The following is a 16,851-nucleotide window of genomic DNA, read 5'->3' as shown; positions in this document are numbered from 1 at the left end:
GCAGACGCCAAAGCCAAATCAATGCAGGCGCTTGCGGCACATCAACTGGGCCATTTTCGCCGTATCCGGCCGCTCGACGATGCCCTTTTCAGTGACGATCGCATCGATCAGATCCGCCGGCGTCACGTCAAACACCGGGTTGAACGCCTCGACATCCGCCCCCACGCGCTTGCCACCCACCTCCAGCAACTCGGCGCCGTCACGTTCCTCGATCGGGATGTCGTCGCCACTGGCCAGATGCATGTCGATGGTCGAACTCGGCGCCACCACCATGAAACGCACGCCGTGGTGCATGGCGTTGACCGCCAGTTGATAGGTGCCGATCTTGTTCGCCACGTCGCCATTGGCAGTGATGCGGTCAGCGCCGACGATCACCCAGGTCACGCCTTTGGTTTTCATGATGTGCGCAGCCGCCGAATCGGCATTCAGCGTCACCGGGATGCCTTCGTTCGCCAGCTCCCACGCGGTCAGGCGCGAACCCTGCAGCCATGGCCGGGTTTCATCGGCATACACCCGCTCGACCATGCCTTCCAGATACGCCGCACGAATCACCCCCAGCGCGGTACCGAAACCGCCGGTGGCCAGAGCACCAGTGTTGCAGTGGGTCAGGATCGCCTGGGCATTGCCCTGATGTTTGCGGATGAGATCGACGCCGAGCTGGGCCATGGTCAGGTTGGCTTCGCGGTCGCTTTCATGAATGGCAATGGCTTCGGCCTCCAGCGCCACCAGCGGATCGGCATTGTCCTTCAGGCGATCGAGCCGATCGTGCATGCGATTCAACGCCCAGAACAGGTTGACCGCCGTCGGGCGGGAATCCGCCAGCAGGGCGAAATCCTCTTCCAGCGCCGCGTACCAGTCGCCGCCTTCAGCCACGCGGGCGCGGGCCGCCAGCACAATGCCATAGGCCGCGCTGATGCCGATGGCCGGTGCGCCACGCACCACCATCGAACGAATCGCCTCAGCCACACCGGCAGCGCTGGTGTAGGCAATCCACGTTTCCTCGAACGGCAAAATACGCTGATCCAGCAGGTGGAGCGCGCCATCTCGCCAATCGATGGCCTTTACTTTCTCCGCAGCCAACAGTCGATCGCGCATCCCTCACCCCGCACTCATGAACAAAAGCCGCCGATTATAGCGATCCCCCCGCGAAGACGCTCGGGTATACTTCGCCATCCTTTACAAAAGCACTGGAACCGACCCTCGATGCCGAAACCTGCCATTGCGCTCGACTTATTATTGCTGCCGACCTGGCTGGTACCCGTCGAACCCGCAGGCGTTGTGCTCAAGGAGCATGGCCTGGGCATTCGCGACGGTCGCATCGTGTTTATCGGCCCGCGCGCCGAAGCATTGAAGTGTAACGCCACTGAAGTCCGCGAATTGCCGGACGTGCTGCTCAGCCCGGGCCTGATCAACGCTCACGGGCATGCGGCGATGACCCTGTTCCGCGGTCTGGCCGACGATCTGCCGCTGATGACCTGGCTGGAAAACCACATCTGGCCGGCCGAAGCCAAATGGGTCGATGAAGATTTCGTCCGTGATGGCACTGACTTGGCGATTGCCGAGCAGATCAAGGGTGGCATCAGCTGTTTCTCGGATATGTATTTCTTCCCGAAAGTCGCCAGTGAGCGCGTGCACAACAGCGGCATTCGCGCGCAGATCGCGATTCCGATCCTCGATTTCCCGATCCCCGGCGCCAGCAGCGCCGATGAGGCCATTCGTCAGGGCGTCGAGCTGTTCGGCGATCTGAAGCATCACGAACGGATCAAGATCACCTTCGGCCCACATGCACCCTACACCGTGGGCGACGAGAACCTGGAAAAAATCCGCGTGATCGCCGAAGAGCTGGACGCGTCGATCCACATGCACGTCCACGAGACCGCCTTCGAAGTCCAGCAATCGCTGGAGCATCGCGGCGAGCGGCCACTGGCCCGCCTCGGTCGTCTCGGCCTGCTCGGCCCGCGCTTCCAGGCGGTGCACATGACCCAGATCAGCGATGACGATCTGGCATTGCTGGTAGAAAGCAACACCAGCGTGATCCACTGCCCGGAATCGAATCTGAAGCTGGCCAGCGGGTTCTGCCCGGTGGAGCGCCTGTGGCAGGCTGGCGTGAACGTCGCCGTCGGCACCGATGGCGCCGCCAGCAACAACGACCTCGACCTGCTCGGCGAAACCCGCACCGCCGCGTTGCTGGCCAAAGCCGTCGCTGGCTCGGCCACCGCGCTGGACGCCCATCGTGCGCTGCGCATGGCCACGCTCAACGGCGCACGGGCCTTGGGCATCGAGGCGCAGGTCGGTTCGCTGGAGATCGGCAAGGCTGCGGACATCGTCGCTTTCGACCTGTCCGGCCTGGCTCAGCAACCGGTCTACGACCCGGTGTCGCAGCTTATTTATGCCACCGGCCGCGACTGCGTGAAACACCTGTGGGTCGCCGGTAAACAGTTACTCGACGACCGGCGCCTGACCCGTCTGGACGAACAACAGCTGGGCGCCACCGCCCGGGCCTGGGGCCAGCGCATCAGCGGCCACACCGAATCGTAAACACCGCGGAGCAGACTCCGCGGCTACAGCCCTTTTCAAGTTTTTCGAGGAATACATCATGAGCAACGTCGACCACGCCGAAATCGCCAAATTCGAAGCCCTGGCCCATCGCTGGTGGGACCGTGAAAGCGAATTCAAACCGCTGCACGACATCAACCCGCTGCGCGTCAACTGGATTGACGAGCGAGTCAATCTGGCCGGCAAGAAAGTTCTCGACGTCGGTTGCGGCGGCGGCATCCTCAGCGAAGCCATGGCCCAGCGCGGCGCCACTGTCACGGGCATCGACATGGGCGAAGCGCCACTGGCGGTCGCGCAACTGCACCAGCTGGAGTCCGGGGTCAGCGTCGAATACCGGCAGATCACCGCCGAAGCCCTGGCTGAAGAGATGCCCGAGCAGTTCGACGTCGTGACCTGCCTGGAAATGCTTGAGCACGTACCGGACCCGTCGTCGGTGATCCGCGCCTGCTACCGCATGGTCAAGCCCGGCGGCCAGGTGTTCTTTTCGACCATCAACCGCAACCCGAAGGCGTACCTGTTCGCCATCATCGGCGCCGAATACATCATGAAGCTGCTGCCGCGTGGCACCCACGACTTCAAGAAATTCATCCGCCCGTCCGAGCTGGGCGCCTGGAGCCGCATCGCCGGCCTGACCGTCAAGGACATCATCGGCCTGACCTACAACCCGCTGACCAAGCACTACAAGCTGGCCAGCGACGTTGACGTCAACTACATGATCCAGACCCTGCGCGAGGAGTAAGCCGATGGCCATCAGAGCAGTCCTTTTCGACATGGACGGCACCCTGCTCGACACCGCGCCGGACTTCATCGCCATCTGTCAGGCGATGCGCGCGGATCGCGGCTTGCCGCCAATGAACGACAAGCACATCCGCGACGAAATCTCCGGCGGCGCCAAAGCGATGGTCGCGGTGACGTTCTCGATGGACCCGGAATCGCCGGGCTTCGAGGAGCTGCGTCAGGAATTCCTCGAGCGTTATCTGGCCGGTTGCGCTGTGCACAGCAAGCTGTTCGACGGCATGGGCGAGCTGCTGGCCGACATAGAGCGGGCCAACCTGATCTGGGGCGTGGTCACCAACAAACCGGTACGGTTTGCCGAGCCGATCATGCAACAGCTGGGGCTGGCCGAGCGCTCGGCGCTGCTGATCTGCCCGGATCACGTGAAAAACAGCAAGCCGGACCCGGAGCCGCTGATCCTCGCGTGCAAAATGCTTGATCTGGATCCGTCGACGGTTTTGTTTGTGGGCGATGATCTGCGCGATATCGAGTCGGGCCGCGATGCCGGCACCAAGACCTGCGCCGTGACCTACGGCTATATTCACCCGGACGACAACCCGCGGCACTGGGGCGCGGATGTGGTGGTGGATCATCCGCTGGAGTTGCGCAAGGTGCTCGACAGCGCGCTGTGCAGCTGCTGACCCGCCCCCATCCTGTGGCGAGGGAGCTTGCTCCCGCTGGGTCGCGCAGCGGCCCCATTTTTACCTGAGTCCGCATTTTCTCAGGCACACCGCACTGGCTGGCACTACGACTGCTCCGCAGCCGAGCGGGAGCAAGCTCCCTCGCCACAGAGTTCAGCATTCGCCTTATGGAGAGGTTCTTATGTTCGATTACACCGCCCGTCCCGAATTGCTCAAGGATCGGGTCATTCTGGTCACCGGTGCCGGCCGTGGCATCGGTGCAGCTGCCGCGAAAACCTACGCCGCCCACGGCGCCACCGTGCTGCTGCTGGGCAAGACCGAAGCCAATCTGACCCAGGTCTACGACGAGATCGAGGCCGCGGGTCATCCGCAACCGGCGGTGATCCCGTTCAACCTCGAGACCGCCTTGCCCCATCAATACGATGAGCTGGCGGCGATGATCGAGAGCGAGTTCGGCCACCTCGACGGCTTGCTGCACAACGCCTCGATCATCGGGCCGCGCACGCCGATCGAGCAGTTGTCGGGCGAAAACTTCATGCGTGTCATGCAAGTCAACGTCAATGCCATGTTCATGCTGACCAGCACCCTGCTGCCGTTGCTCAAGCTGTCGCAGGATGCCTCGGTGGTGTTCACCTCCAGCAGCGTCGGGCGCAAGGGCCGGGCCTACTGGGGCGCTTACGGAGTGTCGAAGTTCGCCACCGAAGGCTTGATGCAAACCCTGGCCGATGAAGTCGATGGCGTGGCACCCGTGCGCTCCAACAGCATCAACCCGGGCGGCACGCGTACCAGCATGCGTGCACAGGCCTATCCGGGAGAAAACCCGCTGAACAATCCGACCCCGGAAGAGATCATGCCGGTGTACCTGTACCTGATGGGTCCTGACAGCGCAGGCATCAATGGCCAGGCATTCAACGCGCAATAACTGCCATACGTCGCTTTTGTTGCCGTGGCGGATTACCGTCGCGGCACGCAATTGCCGCTTCCCACCGTCACACCTCAGTCAAATATCCGCCACCCGCCCTCAAAGCAAAAAGCCATCCTGTTGATTCATAAAGGTTTTAATAAACCTGAACCGAATGGCACGACTTTCGCTCTAATTTTCCTCAAAGCATGCCGTGTGAAGGCACTGGGGCAAGGCCGATTTCGATAGCTGACTAATCGTCATCAGGCAGACTAAACTTACGCCAAATGTCCTACGGGACTGATGGATCAGTATGACGCGCAGCCCATAGCCGCTCTCACCCAGCCTGTAAGACAGACTTACTGCTTAGGGGCTCACGCCATATGAAATCACCTTCCCAGACCAATGCAATTGACTTTGACAGTGCCAAATTGCAACGCCTGGGCTTTGGTCAGCTGCCTCCGCTTCTGGAACGCCCGGCCAGCCTGGCGCAATTGCGCCAGCAAATGAGCCTGCAACTGCAAACCAGTCTTGAGCCGCAACGAATCCTCGGTCTGTTTTTCCGCGAAGTTCAGCGTCTTGTGCCGCTGGATGCCTTGAGCTACGTGCATTCGGGCAGCGACTTGCGCCTGGAGTTCGGTGCCCGCGGTCACCATTCGGTCAGCTACAGCCTCAGCCACGAAGGCGAGCACCTGGGTGAACTGGTCTTCCGCCGCAACCAGCGCTTCAGCGAGCAGGATCAGGGCAACCTCGAATCGCTGCTGTCGTCGCTGTTGTTCCCGATGCGCAATGCCCTGCTCTACCGCGCGGCAACACAAAGTGCGCTGCGCGACCCGTTGACCGGAACCGGCAACCGGATCGCCATGGAGCAGACCCTGCAACGCGAGATCGACATGTCCCGCCGGCACCTGCAACCGTTGTCGGTGCTGATGCTCGACATCGACCACTTCAAACGGGTCAACGACAGTCATGGCCACAGCGCCGGGGATGACGTACTCAAAGGGGTGGCAGCGTCAATCAAGGGCCAGCTGCGCAACGTCGACATGGTGTTTCGCTATGGCGGGGAAGAGTTTCTGATCTTGCTGTGCAACACCGGCCGAGAAGCGGCGGCGATGGTCGGCGAGCGTCTGCGCCATGCCGCGCAGACTGCGGAATACTTTGCGGACGGTCAATTGATCGACCTGACTGTCAGCCTTGGCTGTTCGACGCTGTTGCCGGGGGAATCGGCCGACAGCCTGCTGCGCCGGGCCGACAGTGCGCTGTATGTGGCCAAGCGTGAAGGGCGTAATCGGCTGGCGATGGCGGGCTGAGTCCTTCCAGACACCCAAAAACCACTGTAGGAGTGAGCCTGCTCGCGATCACGGTGTGTCAGTCACCGTCGATGTTGACTGACACACCGTGATCGCGAGCAGGCTCACTCCTACATTTTTTACGGCGTTATTGGCTATCAGCTCTCTACGAGTGTCCGACGTTCACGACCGTGGATCGCGCGCTCGGCAGTTTCCAGTTGCATGCAACGCTCCAGGAACAGGTACATGTAGTCGTAACTCTTGCACACCGCCTGACGCAACTCGGTCTGCAGCGCCTGGCTCGGATTCATACCCGCCAGCGTGCAGATGATTTCCAGCGCTTCCCATGGGTGAGCGTCGTCGTACTGGGCATGCATCTTCAGCCACTTCATTGCACGCTTGCGCTCTTCTTCCGGGAACGCTGCCGCGTACACGCCAGTTGAGCAGACCAGCGCCGACCACTCCCCGGTCGCGCCCTCGATGGCGTAGTTGGTCGCAGCGATGGCGACGATCAGCGAATCCGCCGAACTCGTATGCCAGCACCAGTGACTCAGCGCATGCAGTTCCGGCGGTACTTGCTGGGCCTGCAGATCCTCCAGGCTGACGCCATGCGCGCGACTCCAGTTCAGCCAGTAGTCGGCATGATTGAGTTCGACGCGGATGTTGCGCATCAGCCAGCGGCGCGCCATGTCCTCCCCAGGATGGCGGGCAAACTTGGTTTTGGTCAGGTTCTGCGCCATATACAACGCGAATTGTTCAACTACTGGCCAGCCCCCGATCAAGTACTGGCGCATGGTTTTGGCGATGAGCTTGTTATCGCGCATGCGCAGGTACAGTTCATGTTCGACAACCCGGCGCTTGCTCTCGCTGCAATCTGCAATGAGCTGTTGTGCCCAGGCAGGATAACTTGCAGCTTCCATGAGTGGTCCGGTTCGGTTGAATGTGTCGATCACTGTTCGGCTCCTTTTGATTTGTGATTGTAAGGATCGGCAAGAGATTTCAACGGAACGTGCCAGGCGCCTTGAACAACAGCGGCTGCGGTCTGGCGGGCCGACTTTGCAAACTGTCGCAGGTAAACAACTGCGGGCGTTCGATGACATAACCCTGAGCGTAATCCACCCCGATTTCAAGCAATGCCTGCTCGATCTGGGTTGTTTCAACAAACTCGGCAATTGTCTGCTTACCCATGACATGCCCGATGTGATTGATCACCTCGACCATTGCACGGTTAATCGGGTCGTCCAGCATATCCTTTACGAAACTCCCGTCGATCTTCAGGAAGTCTACAGGCAAATGTTTCAGATAAGCGAATGAAGACATTCCGGCACAAAAGTCATCAAGTGAGAAGTAACAACCTAAGCCTTTGAGTTCATTAATAAATCGAATTGCACTGCCAAGATTGGCAATGGCGCTGGTTTCAGTAATTTCAAAACAAATCATTTCAGGGGGTATGGCGTAATTAACAAACTGTTCACGCAGAAAGTGCAAGAACGCGTCATCTCCGATAGTAATGCCTGAAAGATTAATCGCACACATTGCCAACGGACCTTCATGTTGTTCGGCAATACATTGGGCAATGACTTTAAAAACATTCTCGACGACCCAACGATCCAGTTGACTCATCAGGCCATAACGTTCGGCCGCCGGGATGAAACTGTCCGGCAGGATCATCCGTCCGGCTTCGTCATGCAGACGCAAGAGTATTTCGATGTGCCCCCCGCCATGGGCTGTAGCGCCCAGCGGAGCAATTTCCTGGGCATAGAGGCAGAAGCGGTTTTCCTCCAGCGCCATGTGCAGGCGCTGCACCCAGGCCATTTCGCCGAAGCGCAGCGACAGTTCGGAGTCCTCGGCATGATAGACCTGGACCCGGTTGCGGCCCTTTTCCTTGGCCATGTAGCAAGCCATGTCGGCGGCGCGCAATGATGCTTCGAGGGTGGTCGGGGTCTGGGCGATGTGCACCAGGCCGATACTCACGGTGGTCAGGAACGGCCGCCCCTTCCACACAAAGTGCAGGTTCTGCACGGTCTGGCGCAGGCTCTCGGCAATTTTCTCGGCGGCATCCGGGGCGCAGTTCTCCAGCAGAATGCCGAACTCGTCGCCGCCCAGCCGCGCGAGGGTGTCGCTCTCGCGCAAGCCCGACTGCAACAGTGTGCAGATGTGCCGCAGCAACTCATCGCCGGCGGCATGACCGCAGGTGTCGTTGACCAGTTTGAACTGGTCCAGATCGAGGAACATCAGCGCATGCCGACCGGGCTGGCGCGTCAGATTGTGCAGGGCCTGCTCCAGGCGATATTCGAACTCGCGGCGGTTGGCCAGACCGGTCAGGGCATCGTGGGTCGCCTGCCACGAAAGGTTGGCGATGTATTGCCGTTCCTGAGTCATGTCATGCAGCACCAGCACCGTACCGATAACCTTCTCGGCGTTGCGGATCGGCGCGCCCACCAGCGTCACCGAGACCGTACTGCCATCCAGGCGCTGAATCAGTTTGGAGTGCTCGCTGCCACCGATCAGTTGCCCGCTGAGAATGTGCTCGATCAGTGTCAGCCCTTCGGTCTGCGCATTGTCATCGAGCAGATTGAACAGCGCTGCCAATGGCAACCCCGCCGCGTGCTCGGACTTCCAGTGCGTCATCGCCTCCGCCGCCGGGTTCATGTAATCGATCGCACCGTTGACGTCGGTGGTGATCACCCCGTCGCCAATCGATTGCAGGGTGATGTGTGCCCGATCCTTCTCCAGCTGCAGCGCCTGGGCAAAGGCATGCCGCTGCTTGAGCAGTTTGTGGGTGCGCAACAGGGCCAGCACGATCAACCCCAGCGCCGTAGCCAGGTTGGTGAACAGCAGCAGGCGCAGGATCATCCGTGAACCTTCGCCCAAGGCATCGCTGAACGCCTTGGCCGCCGGCGTCACACCGTCGTTGATGGCAAAGATCTGCGCTTTCCAGTGCTGGATATCAGCCGGCGTCGCAATGTTTTCGCTGATGCCCTGATGCATCTCGCGCGCAACATTGTCCAGTTGCACCAGATAGGCGTCACCGATGGTCCATCGGTCGATCGCGGTTTCCAGATAGCTGAAATGACGGAAATTGAGGTACAGCCAGATCAGGCTCGACACATCATCGGGATGGTTGCCACCCTTGAGGATCCCCTCCCGTGCCGCCTGCAGATCCGGCGGTTGACGATCCAGCGCCAGGCGCAACTGGTGACCGCCCTGAGGCACGGCAATCGCTTCCTTGTATTTAAGGAAGATCGCCTCGTCGCGGCTGTCGGCATACAGGTTCAGGTAATAGATGGCGTCCTTCTGGCCCTTGGACCAGAGACTCTCGCCGGCGACATAGCCGCGAACGGCCGACAGGACGTAAAGACTCACGCCCCCCAGTAAAGCCTGAAATAACACGACGGCAATAAATGGCCAGACGATGCCCAACAACCGTGGCGTTCCGAGAGTCCTTTTTTGCTTCATGAGGTCCTTTGCGCACGCACTGTCATCTTCAAGGGGAGACCGCCAGAGCCAGACCAGGGGGCGACCCCTTCCAGCAAGCCAGGACATTTTCAACCGGCGATACGTATGTACCGCACCCACTGTTCGCCATGCTTCGACACTGACGGCTTTCAATCATTCCAGAGCCGTTTCCATGCAGTCACCTTCCGCCACACTGCAACGCCATACTGCCCAACAGAGCGAATACCGCGCAATGATCACCGCCCTGCGCGCGGTGCTCGGCGCATCGACCTCACTGCAGACCTACTACCTCACCCCCCAGACACATTCACGCCTGGGTGCAGCACATGACCATGCGCAAAACCTTCTGCAAGCGCTGTTCGAAGACAGCGGCGAGCCACAATTGGCGGCGCATCTGCAGGCGTCCCGAGGAACGCTGCTGCAAGTCGACGCCGCAGCCGGTCACTGCAGGTTTTCCTTCAACCGTCCCGATGGCAGTTCCGCCCGCTACGCCATCGAAGATGTCACCCGGGCCTCCAGCCGCATTCAAGAGTTTCAGCGAGCGTTGCTGAGTATAGGCGCACACCTGCGTTCCGACAGGCTGCTGCCGCTATCTCAGTTGCTGCGTGAGTCCGGGTTCACATTCCCGGACACACCGGACGCCAAGACGCTGGCCCGCCTGATTGGCAAGGTCGAAGAACAAAGCGCCAGCCATCGACTGAATCTGCGACACCATGCGGCGCTGACGGTACTGATGAGCGACGATGACAAAGCCGCGATTCACGACCTGATTGGCGACTGGCTCACCGGCAAAACTCTGTCAGCCATCGACAGCCTGGCCAGCGAAGTAACGCCTCCATTCACCCGCCAGCAACTGGAACAGCAGCCCGCCGCCTGCCTGGAACGCTTGCTCGACACGCCCAAGGCGCGTGACCTGGGCCAGCGCCTGCTGCAGAAACTGCAATGGTATGGCGCGCGGCCCGATGAACTGACCGTCCCCGATATCGGCCTGCGTTTACTGCTCGAAGCGTTGTGCCTGTGGTACGAACTGCCCGGCGAAGGCAGCTCGACCGAAGTGGCCGGTTTTGCGCTGGAACAACGCGCTCACTACGGCGCCAGCTACGCCAGCATTCGCCGCGATTTTTTACAGCACCTGGAGGATTCTCACCGAACCTCGACCCCGACCGAAAAACATCTGCTGGGATGGGTATGCCTGGCGCAGTTCGGACTGGATTTTCAAGTGCGCGACATTCCTGACGACCTGCCGTACGCCAGCTCGGTGGTCTGGGTCAATTTCGTGCATGGCGTGCACCTCGCCCATGCCCTTGATCCACAGTTGCTGGAACATCTGAGCTTTCAGCAACTGGTCGATCTGCCGCTGCACAAAAGCGAAAACGCCAGCACCGACCTGCAAACCCTGATCGCCATGACCCGAGTGACTGCCGCACAGACCTGGACGCTGGCCACCGGAGCCCAGGCTGCGAACGAGACATCCGGCGATGACGCTGCCCTGCAAGCGCTGGAAGACCACAAGAAGCAAATGAACGCAGCGATCCTGCAACTGGACGTCGAGCCGCCACGGCGACTCGCATTGGCAAAACAGCAATTGGACAAGGCGCTGGCCGACGAGCTGTACGATCACACGACGGTTCGCCTCAAACGCCACCATCATTCAACGTCCAGCCGTAGCCGACGCAGCATTATCGACACCCCGGATGTGGCATTGCCCACTTGGCCGCTACTGGAGGTTTATGCCTCTGGCGGCCTGAGCGCCGACACACGCTGGTACGTCAGCAACGATGGCCGCAGCGCCAGCGAATGGATCAGCCTCAACGCAGCAGGCAAACTGCAAAGCGGTTTTGTCGACATCGGACCTCCAGGCCGACGTCTTTCACGGTTCCCGAGCAACCGCACCCTGCCCGACATCAAGACATTGTTTGAGCGGCAGTTCGACGACTATCTGAGCAAGACCCGCAAAGCCTATGAATATCTGATCAAGTCGCTATTAGTCACGCTGCCGTGGGCTGACCGCCGGGCACTGGAGCACGGTGAAGTGCGGATTCTCAGCCTCAGAGATCCGACACGGCTTATCGAGTCTCACCTGGAAACACTGGAAAACACCCTGCCGCACAGGGCACGCATGGGTTTCGTGCTGCACGTGAATGATCGAAGTGAACCGCGCTTCTACGAGTGCCTGCCGCGCGCCGGTATCATTCGCAAACGCCCCGACTTGACGCCGTTCCATATCGGTGGGTTTACGTTGCCACCACTATCACCCAGACCTGGACGGACCAAGGCACAGAGCATCTCTCGCATCGTCGCCGGCCGCCTGCCATTCCATCGAGAAGCACACTGGGACGGCAAGATACTCGACCTCAAAGCCAAGTGCGTCGCCATCCTCGATTCACTGGGCGCCCCCCTCCCCGCTTCGATGATCCCGGCAGCCCATCACGACAGCTCGCCGAACCTGACCTTCACTTCGCCACGCACTGCGCAAATCGCCTCTTTCATCGCGAACCAGTTGTTCTATGTCGATGAGCAGGCGCTGCGCAGTGAAGCCTGGGGAAGCACCCGCTTCGAACGCGACATCAACAAAAAACACTGGATTCATGCCGTCAGGGGCTTTATCCCGTTCTGGGGCAGCCTCGAAGACCTGCAATCGGACAAACTGTGGAAACGCGCACTGGGCGTGCTCGGCCTGTTTCTCGATATCGTCTCGTTCGCGATTCCCTTGGGCAAATTCGTCGCCGGCAGCATCCGCCTCGCCGCAGTGGCAGGAAAAATGTCGATTCGCGTCGCCCTGCCTCGCATGGCGAGACTGTCGGAAAACCTGCTGGTTTCGACCTTGAGAAACTTCAATCCACTGGCCGCTGTACCCATCCTGCTCAAGCTTGGTGGCCGAGGCGCGCTCGGCGCACTGCGGGCTGTGGCGCATCTGGAACACCGCGCCGTAGTACGCCTGAAAAGGCTGGCTGGCAGAAGCGCTGATTATGACCTGACGCACAGTCTGCCCCAGGCACTGGATGCCGGACGCTGGAAAGCGCTGAACCCTGCCGATCATCTGGCCGTGGTGAGGGGCATTGACGATGTGCCGGTGCGCAACATCGGCGGCTCGCGGTATCACTTGCTCGATCCGCTGTCCGACCGCCCTTACGGGCCACAGTTGCTCGCACACGAGCATGATTTTTCGCTGGGGCGTTCGCACTACCGCACCGTGAAAAAAACCGACGATCAGATCGATATCGAAGTAGCGCCGAACACCCGCGTCGAGCTTGTCCCCGAGGCTGGGGGACGCACCACGGTATTGATCGATGACGTACCTTATCGACTCGACGGCGATGAACTGCGCCGGGTCGATCTGCTCGATGACAGCCAGCACTGGACGCTGCTGCCGTGCCGGATACGTCGTGCACCGGGCGCGGGCGACTGCCGCGTCAGCTACATCACCGCAGAACCCGCCCCGACCCCCGCCCTCGGCACCATCGACAGGGAAAAGGGTTACGCACCGTGGTTTGGCGAGCGGGTTTCGGAGCCGGCCACTCTTCCCCGGCAAAGCGGAACGTTCCTGGCGGTCGATGCCACGCTTTATCAGATCATCGCCAACCGCCCGAGGCTGTTCACCGGCGATCTGCGTCGGCTGGGCTTCCATCAGGGCATGCTGGTGCCGAGGCAGCAGATTCAAGCCACGTTGCAGTTTCGCAAAGGCATTTATGCGCGGATAAAAACCGGCGGTACCTATGACGGAATCAACGATTCACATCAGGTCGGTGCAGTGCTGATGCCGGCCATCGACGACTCGGCCACCCATGTGTTTTTCCGGGTCAACAACCACGAGTACTACCTGGCAACCTTCGCCAGAGGCGAAATCCCCGGCAAACAGCTGACGTTCAAGCGCCTGGCCCCCGCCGAACTGGCCGACGGCACCCTCGGTGCTGAACTGCTGACCGTCTACACCGGCTCGCTGCATGCCAACAACATGGTGCGCATCCATGGCCTGGAATCGGTGCAGCGCGCGATGCAGACCATGGAGCAGATCGCGATCCCCATCGGCACCACGGCCATTCCTGCAAAAAACATGAAATGGCTGAAGGTCGACACCAGCCCGGGCGAAGCACTGATGTTCGATCACTCGACACGGATGATCGTCACCCGCCTGCCCGAAGGCGCCGCCACCTGGACGCGCAGCAAGGAAGCGCCCGAAGCCTTTCGGCAAAAAACCGCAGAGATTTTCGACACATTGTTTCTGTCGCCAACAATCAATCCGGCCAACACCAACGCGGCCCTGCGCATCGACAGTGCCATGCAGAAACTGCACAAACTGTTGCCCGTGCGTGAGCGGCCAGTCAATCCGCGCAACATTGCCTTTGCCGAAGTCACCACGGCCAGCGGTAAACGGGAGATCTACGTCAGTGTCTCCGGCTCCCAGGGCAGCACCCAGCGCCTGCCGTTGTTTCGCGACATTGACGCCAATCAAGTGCGGATCAGCGACACCACCTATATCAATGTCGACTACAACCCGGCCTTCCCGCGAACCTCTCTGGAAGTCACCGAGCAGGGCAAGATTCTGGCCGTGCCGCTAACCATCAAGGATCTGCAAAAATACAAACCGGCGGACACCCTCCGCCCGACCTCGCTGGACAGCGAAAGCAAACTGATCAGAGTGATCCGCGAGAAATACCCCGATCCGAACGAGATCCGCGCGGTCGACATCGCCACGACCATGCGCCCGTGCGAATCCTGTTCGGTGGTGATGAAGCAGTTCGGACACGACGGCGGCGAGGCGGCGTTGCAGGTGCTGTGGGGCTGATTACAGGCGCTGCAGGTGGCCGTAGAGCTTGGCGTAGAGGCCGCCATCGGCGATCAGTTGCTGGTGGTCGCCGTCCTCGGCCACTTGCCCGCCATCGAACACGAGCACCCGATCCGCCTGCTTCACCGCCGACAGGCGATGGGCAATGATCAGCGTGGTACGGCCATTGAGGAAGCGCGCCATGGCCTGATGCAGGTTGTATTCGGTGGCGGCATCCAGGGCTGAAGTGGCTTCGTCGAGAATCACCACTTTCGGCTCGGCGAGGATCATCCGCGCAATCGCCAGACGCTGGCGCTGACCGCCGGACAGACGCACGCCGGAACGTCCAACGATACTGTCGAGGCCGTCCGGCAGCGCCCGAATCGTCGCCTCCAGCTGGGCGATTTCCAGTGCCTGCCAGCAGGCTTCGTCACTGCGGGTGCGGCCCATGGTCAGGTTGGCCCGTACCGTGTCGTTGAACAGCGCCGGATGCTGCAGCACCACCGCGACGTTTTCACGAATCAGCTCCAGACCGATTTCCTGCTGGGTCGAACCGCCGAAACGAATGGTCCCCGCCGACGGCGTGTAAAGCCCCAGCAGCAACTGCACCAAAGTACTTTTGCCGCCGCCACTGGCACCGACAATCGCGACTTTCTCTCCGGGGGCGATCGACAGGTTCATCTGATCCACCACCAACTCATCGCCGTAACCGAAGCTCAGCCCCTGCACCTCGATACCCACGGTTTCCCGGCCTTTGAACGGATCGACGCCACCGGGGTACTGCGGCTCGTCGGCCCGCGCCAACAGTTCGTTGATCCGCGCCAGCGCGCCGCCCGCCGCGTAGTAGGCGTATTGCAGATTGAGCAGTTGTTCGACCGGGCCGATCATGAACCACAGGTAGCTGAACACCGCGAGCATCTGCCCGATCGACAGGTCGGAGAACAGTACCGTGAGCATCGCCGCCGCGCGGAAGATGTCGATGCCGAACTGAAACAGCAGACCACTGGCGCGGTTCGAGGCATCGGTCTTCCACTGCGAGTTGACCGCGTAATTGCGCACTTCCTGCGCACGCAAGCCAAGCCGGCCAAGGAAGAAGCCCTGGCGGTTGCCGGCGCGCACTTCCTGAATGGCATCGAGGGTTTCACTCAAGGCCTGAGTGAAACGCGAGGTGCTGTCGTTCTCCAGTTTCTTCAGGTGCTTGACCCGCTTGCCCAATTGCACCGTGGCGTAGATCACCAGCGGGTTGAACAGCAGGATCAGCAGCGCCAGTTTCCAGTGCATCCACATCAGGATGCTGGCGGTGCCGACCAGGGTCAGCATCGCCACCAGAAACCGGCTCAGGGTTTCGCCGACAAATTTGTCGAGAGTGTCCAGATCGGTGACCAGGTGCGTGGTCACAGTGCCGCTGCCGAGGCTTTCGTATTCGCCGAGGGAAATCCTTTTCAGGCGTTCGATCAGGCGCACACGGATACGGTAAACGATGTCTTTCGCCAGCCGCGCAAACAGCCGCGCCTGCAACACGCCAAAACACAGGGCGCTGCAACGCAGGGTCAGGGTGACCAGCAGCATCAGGCCGATGTAACCCGCCGCTTGTTGCCACATCGACGGCAGCACGTGATTCATGACTTTCAGCGCGGCATCGCCATGCCCGAGCAGGACCTCGTCCACCAGCAAGGGCAGCAGCAACGGAATCGGCACGCTGCACAGCGTCGCCAGCACGGCCACGCCGTTGGCGATCCACAGGGATTTTTTGTGATGCAGTGCCAGGCGCCGGACTTCTGCCCAGCTCAGCCGGTCGACACGCTTTACGGCTGGCGTGTCATCGGCTCGGTCAGGCACAGGCTGCGCGCTCCAGCCAGCGGCCGAGCAATGGCGAGAGTTCACTGAGCGGTTGATAGCCGTTGGTCAACAGCGCCAGTTGGCCGTTGCGCTCGGCGAGCAGGGTCGGAAACCCGGCGATGCCCAGATCCTGTACCCAGCTGAAATCAGCCTGAGTCGCCTTGTGCTGATCGGCATGATCGAACAGCGCGGCAAACTCGATACGTGGCACGCCGGCCTGCTCGGCCAGCTCGACCAACACGCTGGCCTGGGTGACATCGCGGCCCTCAGCGTAAAACGCCTGCTGGATCAGGCCGACCAGTTTCCAGGCGCAATCCGGCGCCAGACTGCGCGCGGTGACAATTGCCCGGCAGGCCGGCTCGGTGTCGTAGACGAAACCATCGGGTAGCGCGCCTTCGAACCTGAATGGCTGACCGGTGGCCTCGGTGACCGCCTGCCAATGCTCAAGGATGTAGCGCCGCGTGGTCGGTTCCAGCGCCGCACCGCTGCCGGTGCGCAAGCCCCCGACCACCAGATGCAGCTCCACTCCGGCTGCCTGCGCCTGCTCGACCAAGGCCTTGGCGACTGGAGCGAACCCCCAGCACCAGGAACACATCGGATCCATCACATAGAGCAGGCGCGCAGTCA

Annotated in this window: 11 protein-coding genes; 6 read left to right on the top strand and 5 right to left on the bottom strand. The window is 60.9% G+C overall.

What is annotated here, in order from left to right; genetic code table 11:
• Window positions 1-18 precede the first annotated feature (18 nt).
• Window positions 19-1,095 (bottom strand): S-methyl-5-thioribose-1-phosphate isomerase, encoded by a 1,077-nt coding sequence (mtnA, locus tag VLA07_RS08300; RefSeq protein ID WP_096794920.1) that lies wholly within the window; start codon window positions 1,093-1,095, stop codon window positions 19-21.
• A 108-nt stretch (window positions 1,096-1,203) separates the two neighbouring features.
• Between mtnA and VLA07_RS08295 the strand changes: the two genes are divergently transcribed.
• From VLA07_RS08295 to VLA07_RS08275, 5 genes are all read left to right on the top strand, one after another.
• A complete protein-coding gene (locus tag VLA07_RS08295) occupies window positions 1,204-2,538 on the top strand; it encodes a TRZ/ATZ family hydrolase (protein ID WP_115989179.1) in 1,335 nt (444 codons plus the stop codon).
• Between the two features lie 58 nt (window positions 2,539-2,596).
• Window positions 2,597-3,295: a bifunctional 2-polyprenyl-6-hydroxyphenol methylase/3-demethylubiquinol 3-O-methyltransferase UbiG gene (ubiG, locus tag VLA07_RS08290; protein WP_027612415.1), complete on the top strand. Its 699-nt coding sequence runs from the start codon at window positions 2,597-2,599 to the stop codon at window positions 3,293-3,295.
• A 4-nt stretch (window positions 3,296-3,299) separates the two neighbouring features.
• Window positions 3,300-3,971 carry an N-acetylmuramic acid 6-phosphate phosphatase MupP gene (mupP, locus tag VLA07_RS08285; RefSeq protein ID WP_003226921.1) on the top strand — a complete coding sequence of 224 codons (672 nt, stop codon included), beginning with the start codon at window positions 3,300-3,302 and terminating at the stop codon, window positions 3,969-3,971.
• 181 nt (window positions 3,972-4,152) lie between these two features.
• The gene (locus VLA07_RS08280) at window positions 4,153-4,893 is read left to right on the top strand and encodes a YciK family oxidoreductase (protein WP_027612414.1); all 741 of its coding nucleotides are present in this window, start codon (window positions 4,153-4,155) and stop codon (window positions 4,891-4,893) included.
• A gap of 362 nt (window positions 4,894-5,255) precedes the next feature.
• Entirely contained in the window at window positions 5,256-6,182 is a 927-nt protein-coding gene (locus VLA07_RS08275; RefSeq protein WP_333989005.1) for a GGDEF domain-containing protein, read from the top strand.
• A 137-nt stretch (window positions 6,183-6,319) separates the two neighbouring features.
• Here VLA07_RS08275 and VLA07_RS08270 read toward each other — a convergent pair whose 3' ends face one another.
• A complete protein-coding gene (locus VLA07_RS08270; protein ID WP_442969537.1) occupies window positions 6,320-7,081 on the bottom strand; it encodes a TenA family transcriptional regulator in 762 nt (253 codons plus the stop codon).
• Window positions 7,082-7,160: 79 nt separating this feature from the next.
• Window positions 7,161-9,620 carry an EAL domain-containing protein gene (locus tag VLA07_RS08265; RefSeq protein WP_333989003.1) on the bottom strand — a complete coding sequence of 820 codons (2,460 nt, stop codon included), beginning with the start codon at window positions 9,618-9,620 and terminating at the stop codon, window positions 7,161-7,163.
• 172 nt (window positions 9,621-9,792) lie between these two features.
• Here VLA07_RS08265 and VLA07_RS08260 point away from each other — a divergent pair, with 172 nt between their 5' ends.
• On the top strand, window positions 9,793-14,406 hold the full coding sequence (locus VLA07_RS08260; RefSeq protein ID WP_333989002.1) for a deaminase domain-containing protein: 4,614 nt from the start codon (window positions 9,793-9,795) through the stop codon (window positions 14,404-14,406).
• Here VLA07_RS08260 and VLA07_RS08255 read toward each other — a convergent pair whose 3' ends face one another.
• Window positions 14,407-16,224 (bottom strand): ABC transporter ATP-binding protein, encoded by a 1,818-nt coding sequence (locus VLA07_RS08255; protein ID WP_333989001.1) that lies wholly within the window; start codon window positions 16,222-16,224, stop codon window positions 14,407-14,409.
• On the bottom strand, window positions 16,217-16,819 hold the full coding sequence (locus VLA07_RS08250; protein ID WP_247268254.1) for a DsbA family protein: 603 nt from the start codon (window positions 16,817-16,819) through the stop codon (window positions 16,217-16,219). The genes VLA07_RS08255 and VLA07_RS08250 overlap by 8 nt, the downstream gene beginning before the upstream one ends.
• Window positions 16,820-16,851 lie beyond the last annotated feature (32 nt).

The organism is Pseudomonas sp. S3(2024), from assembly GCF_036861315.1.
GTDB lineage: Bacteria > Pseudomonadota > Gammaproteobacteria > Pseudomonadales > Pseudomonadaceae > Aquipseudomonas > Aquipseudomonas putida_A.
This window is presented reverse-complemented; position numbering and strand designations above follow the sequence as displayed.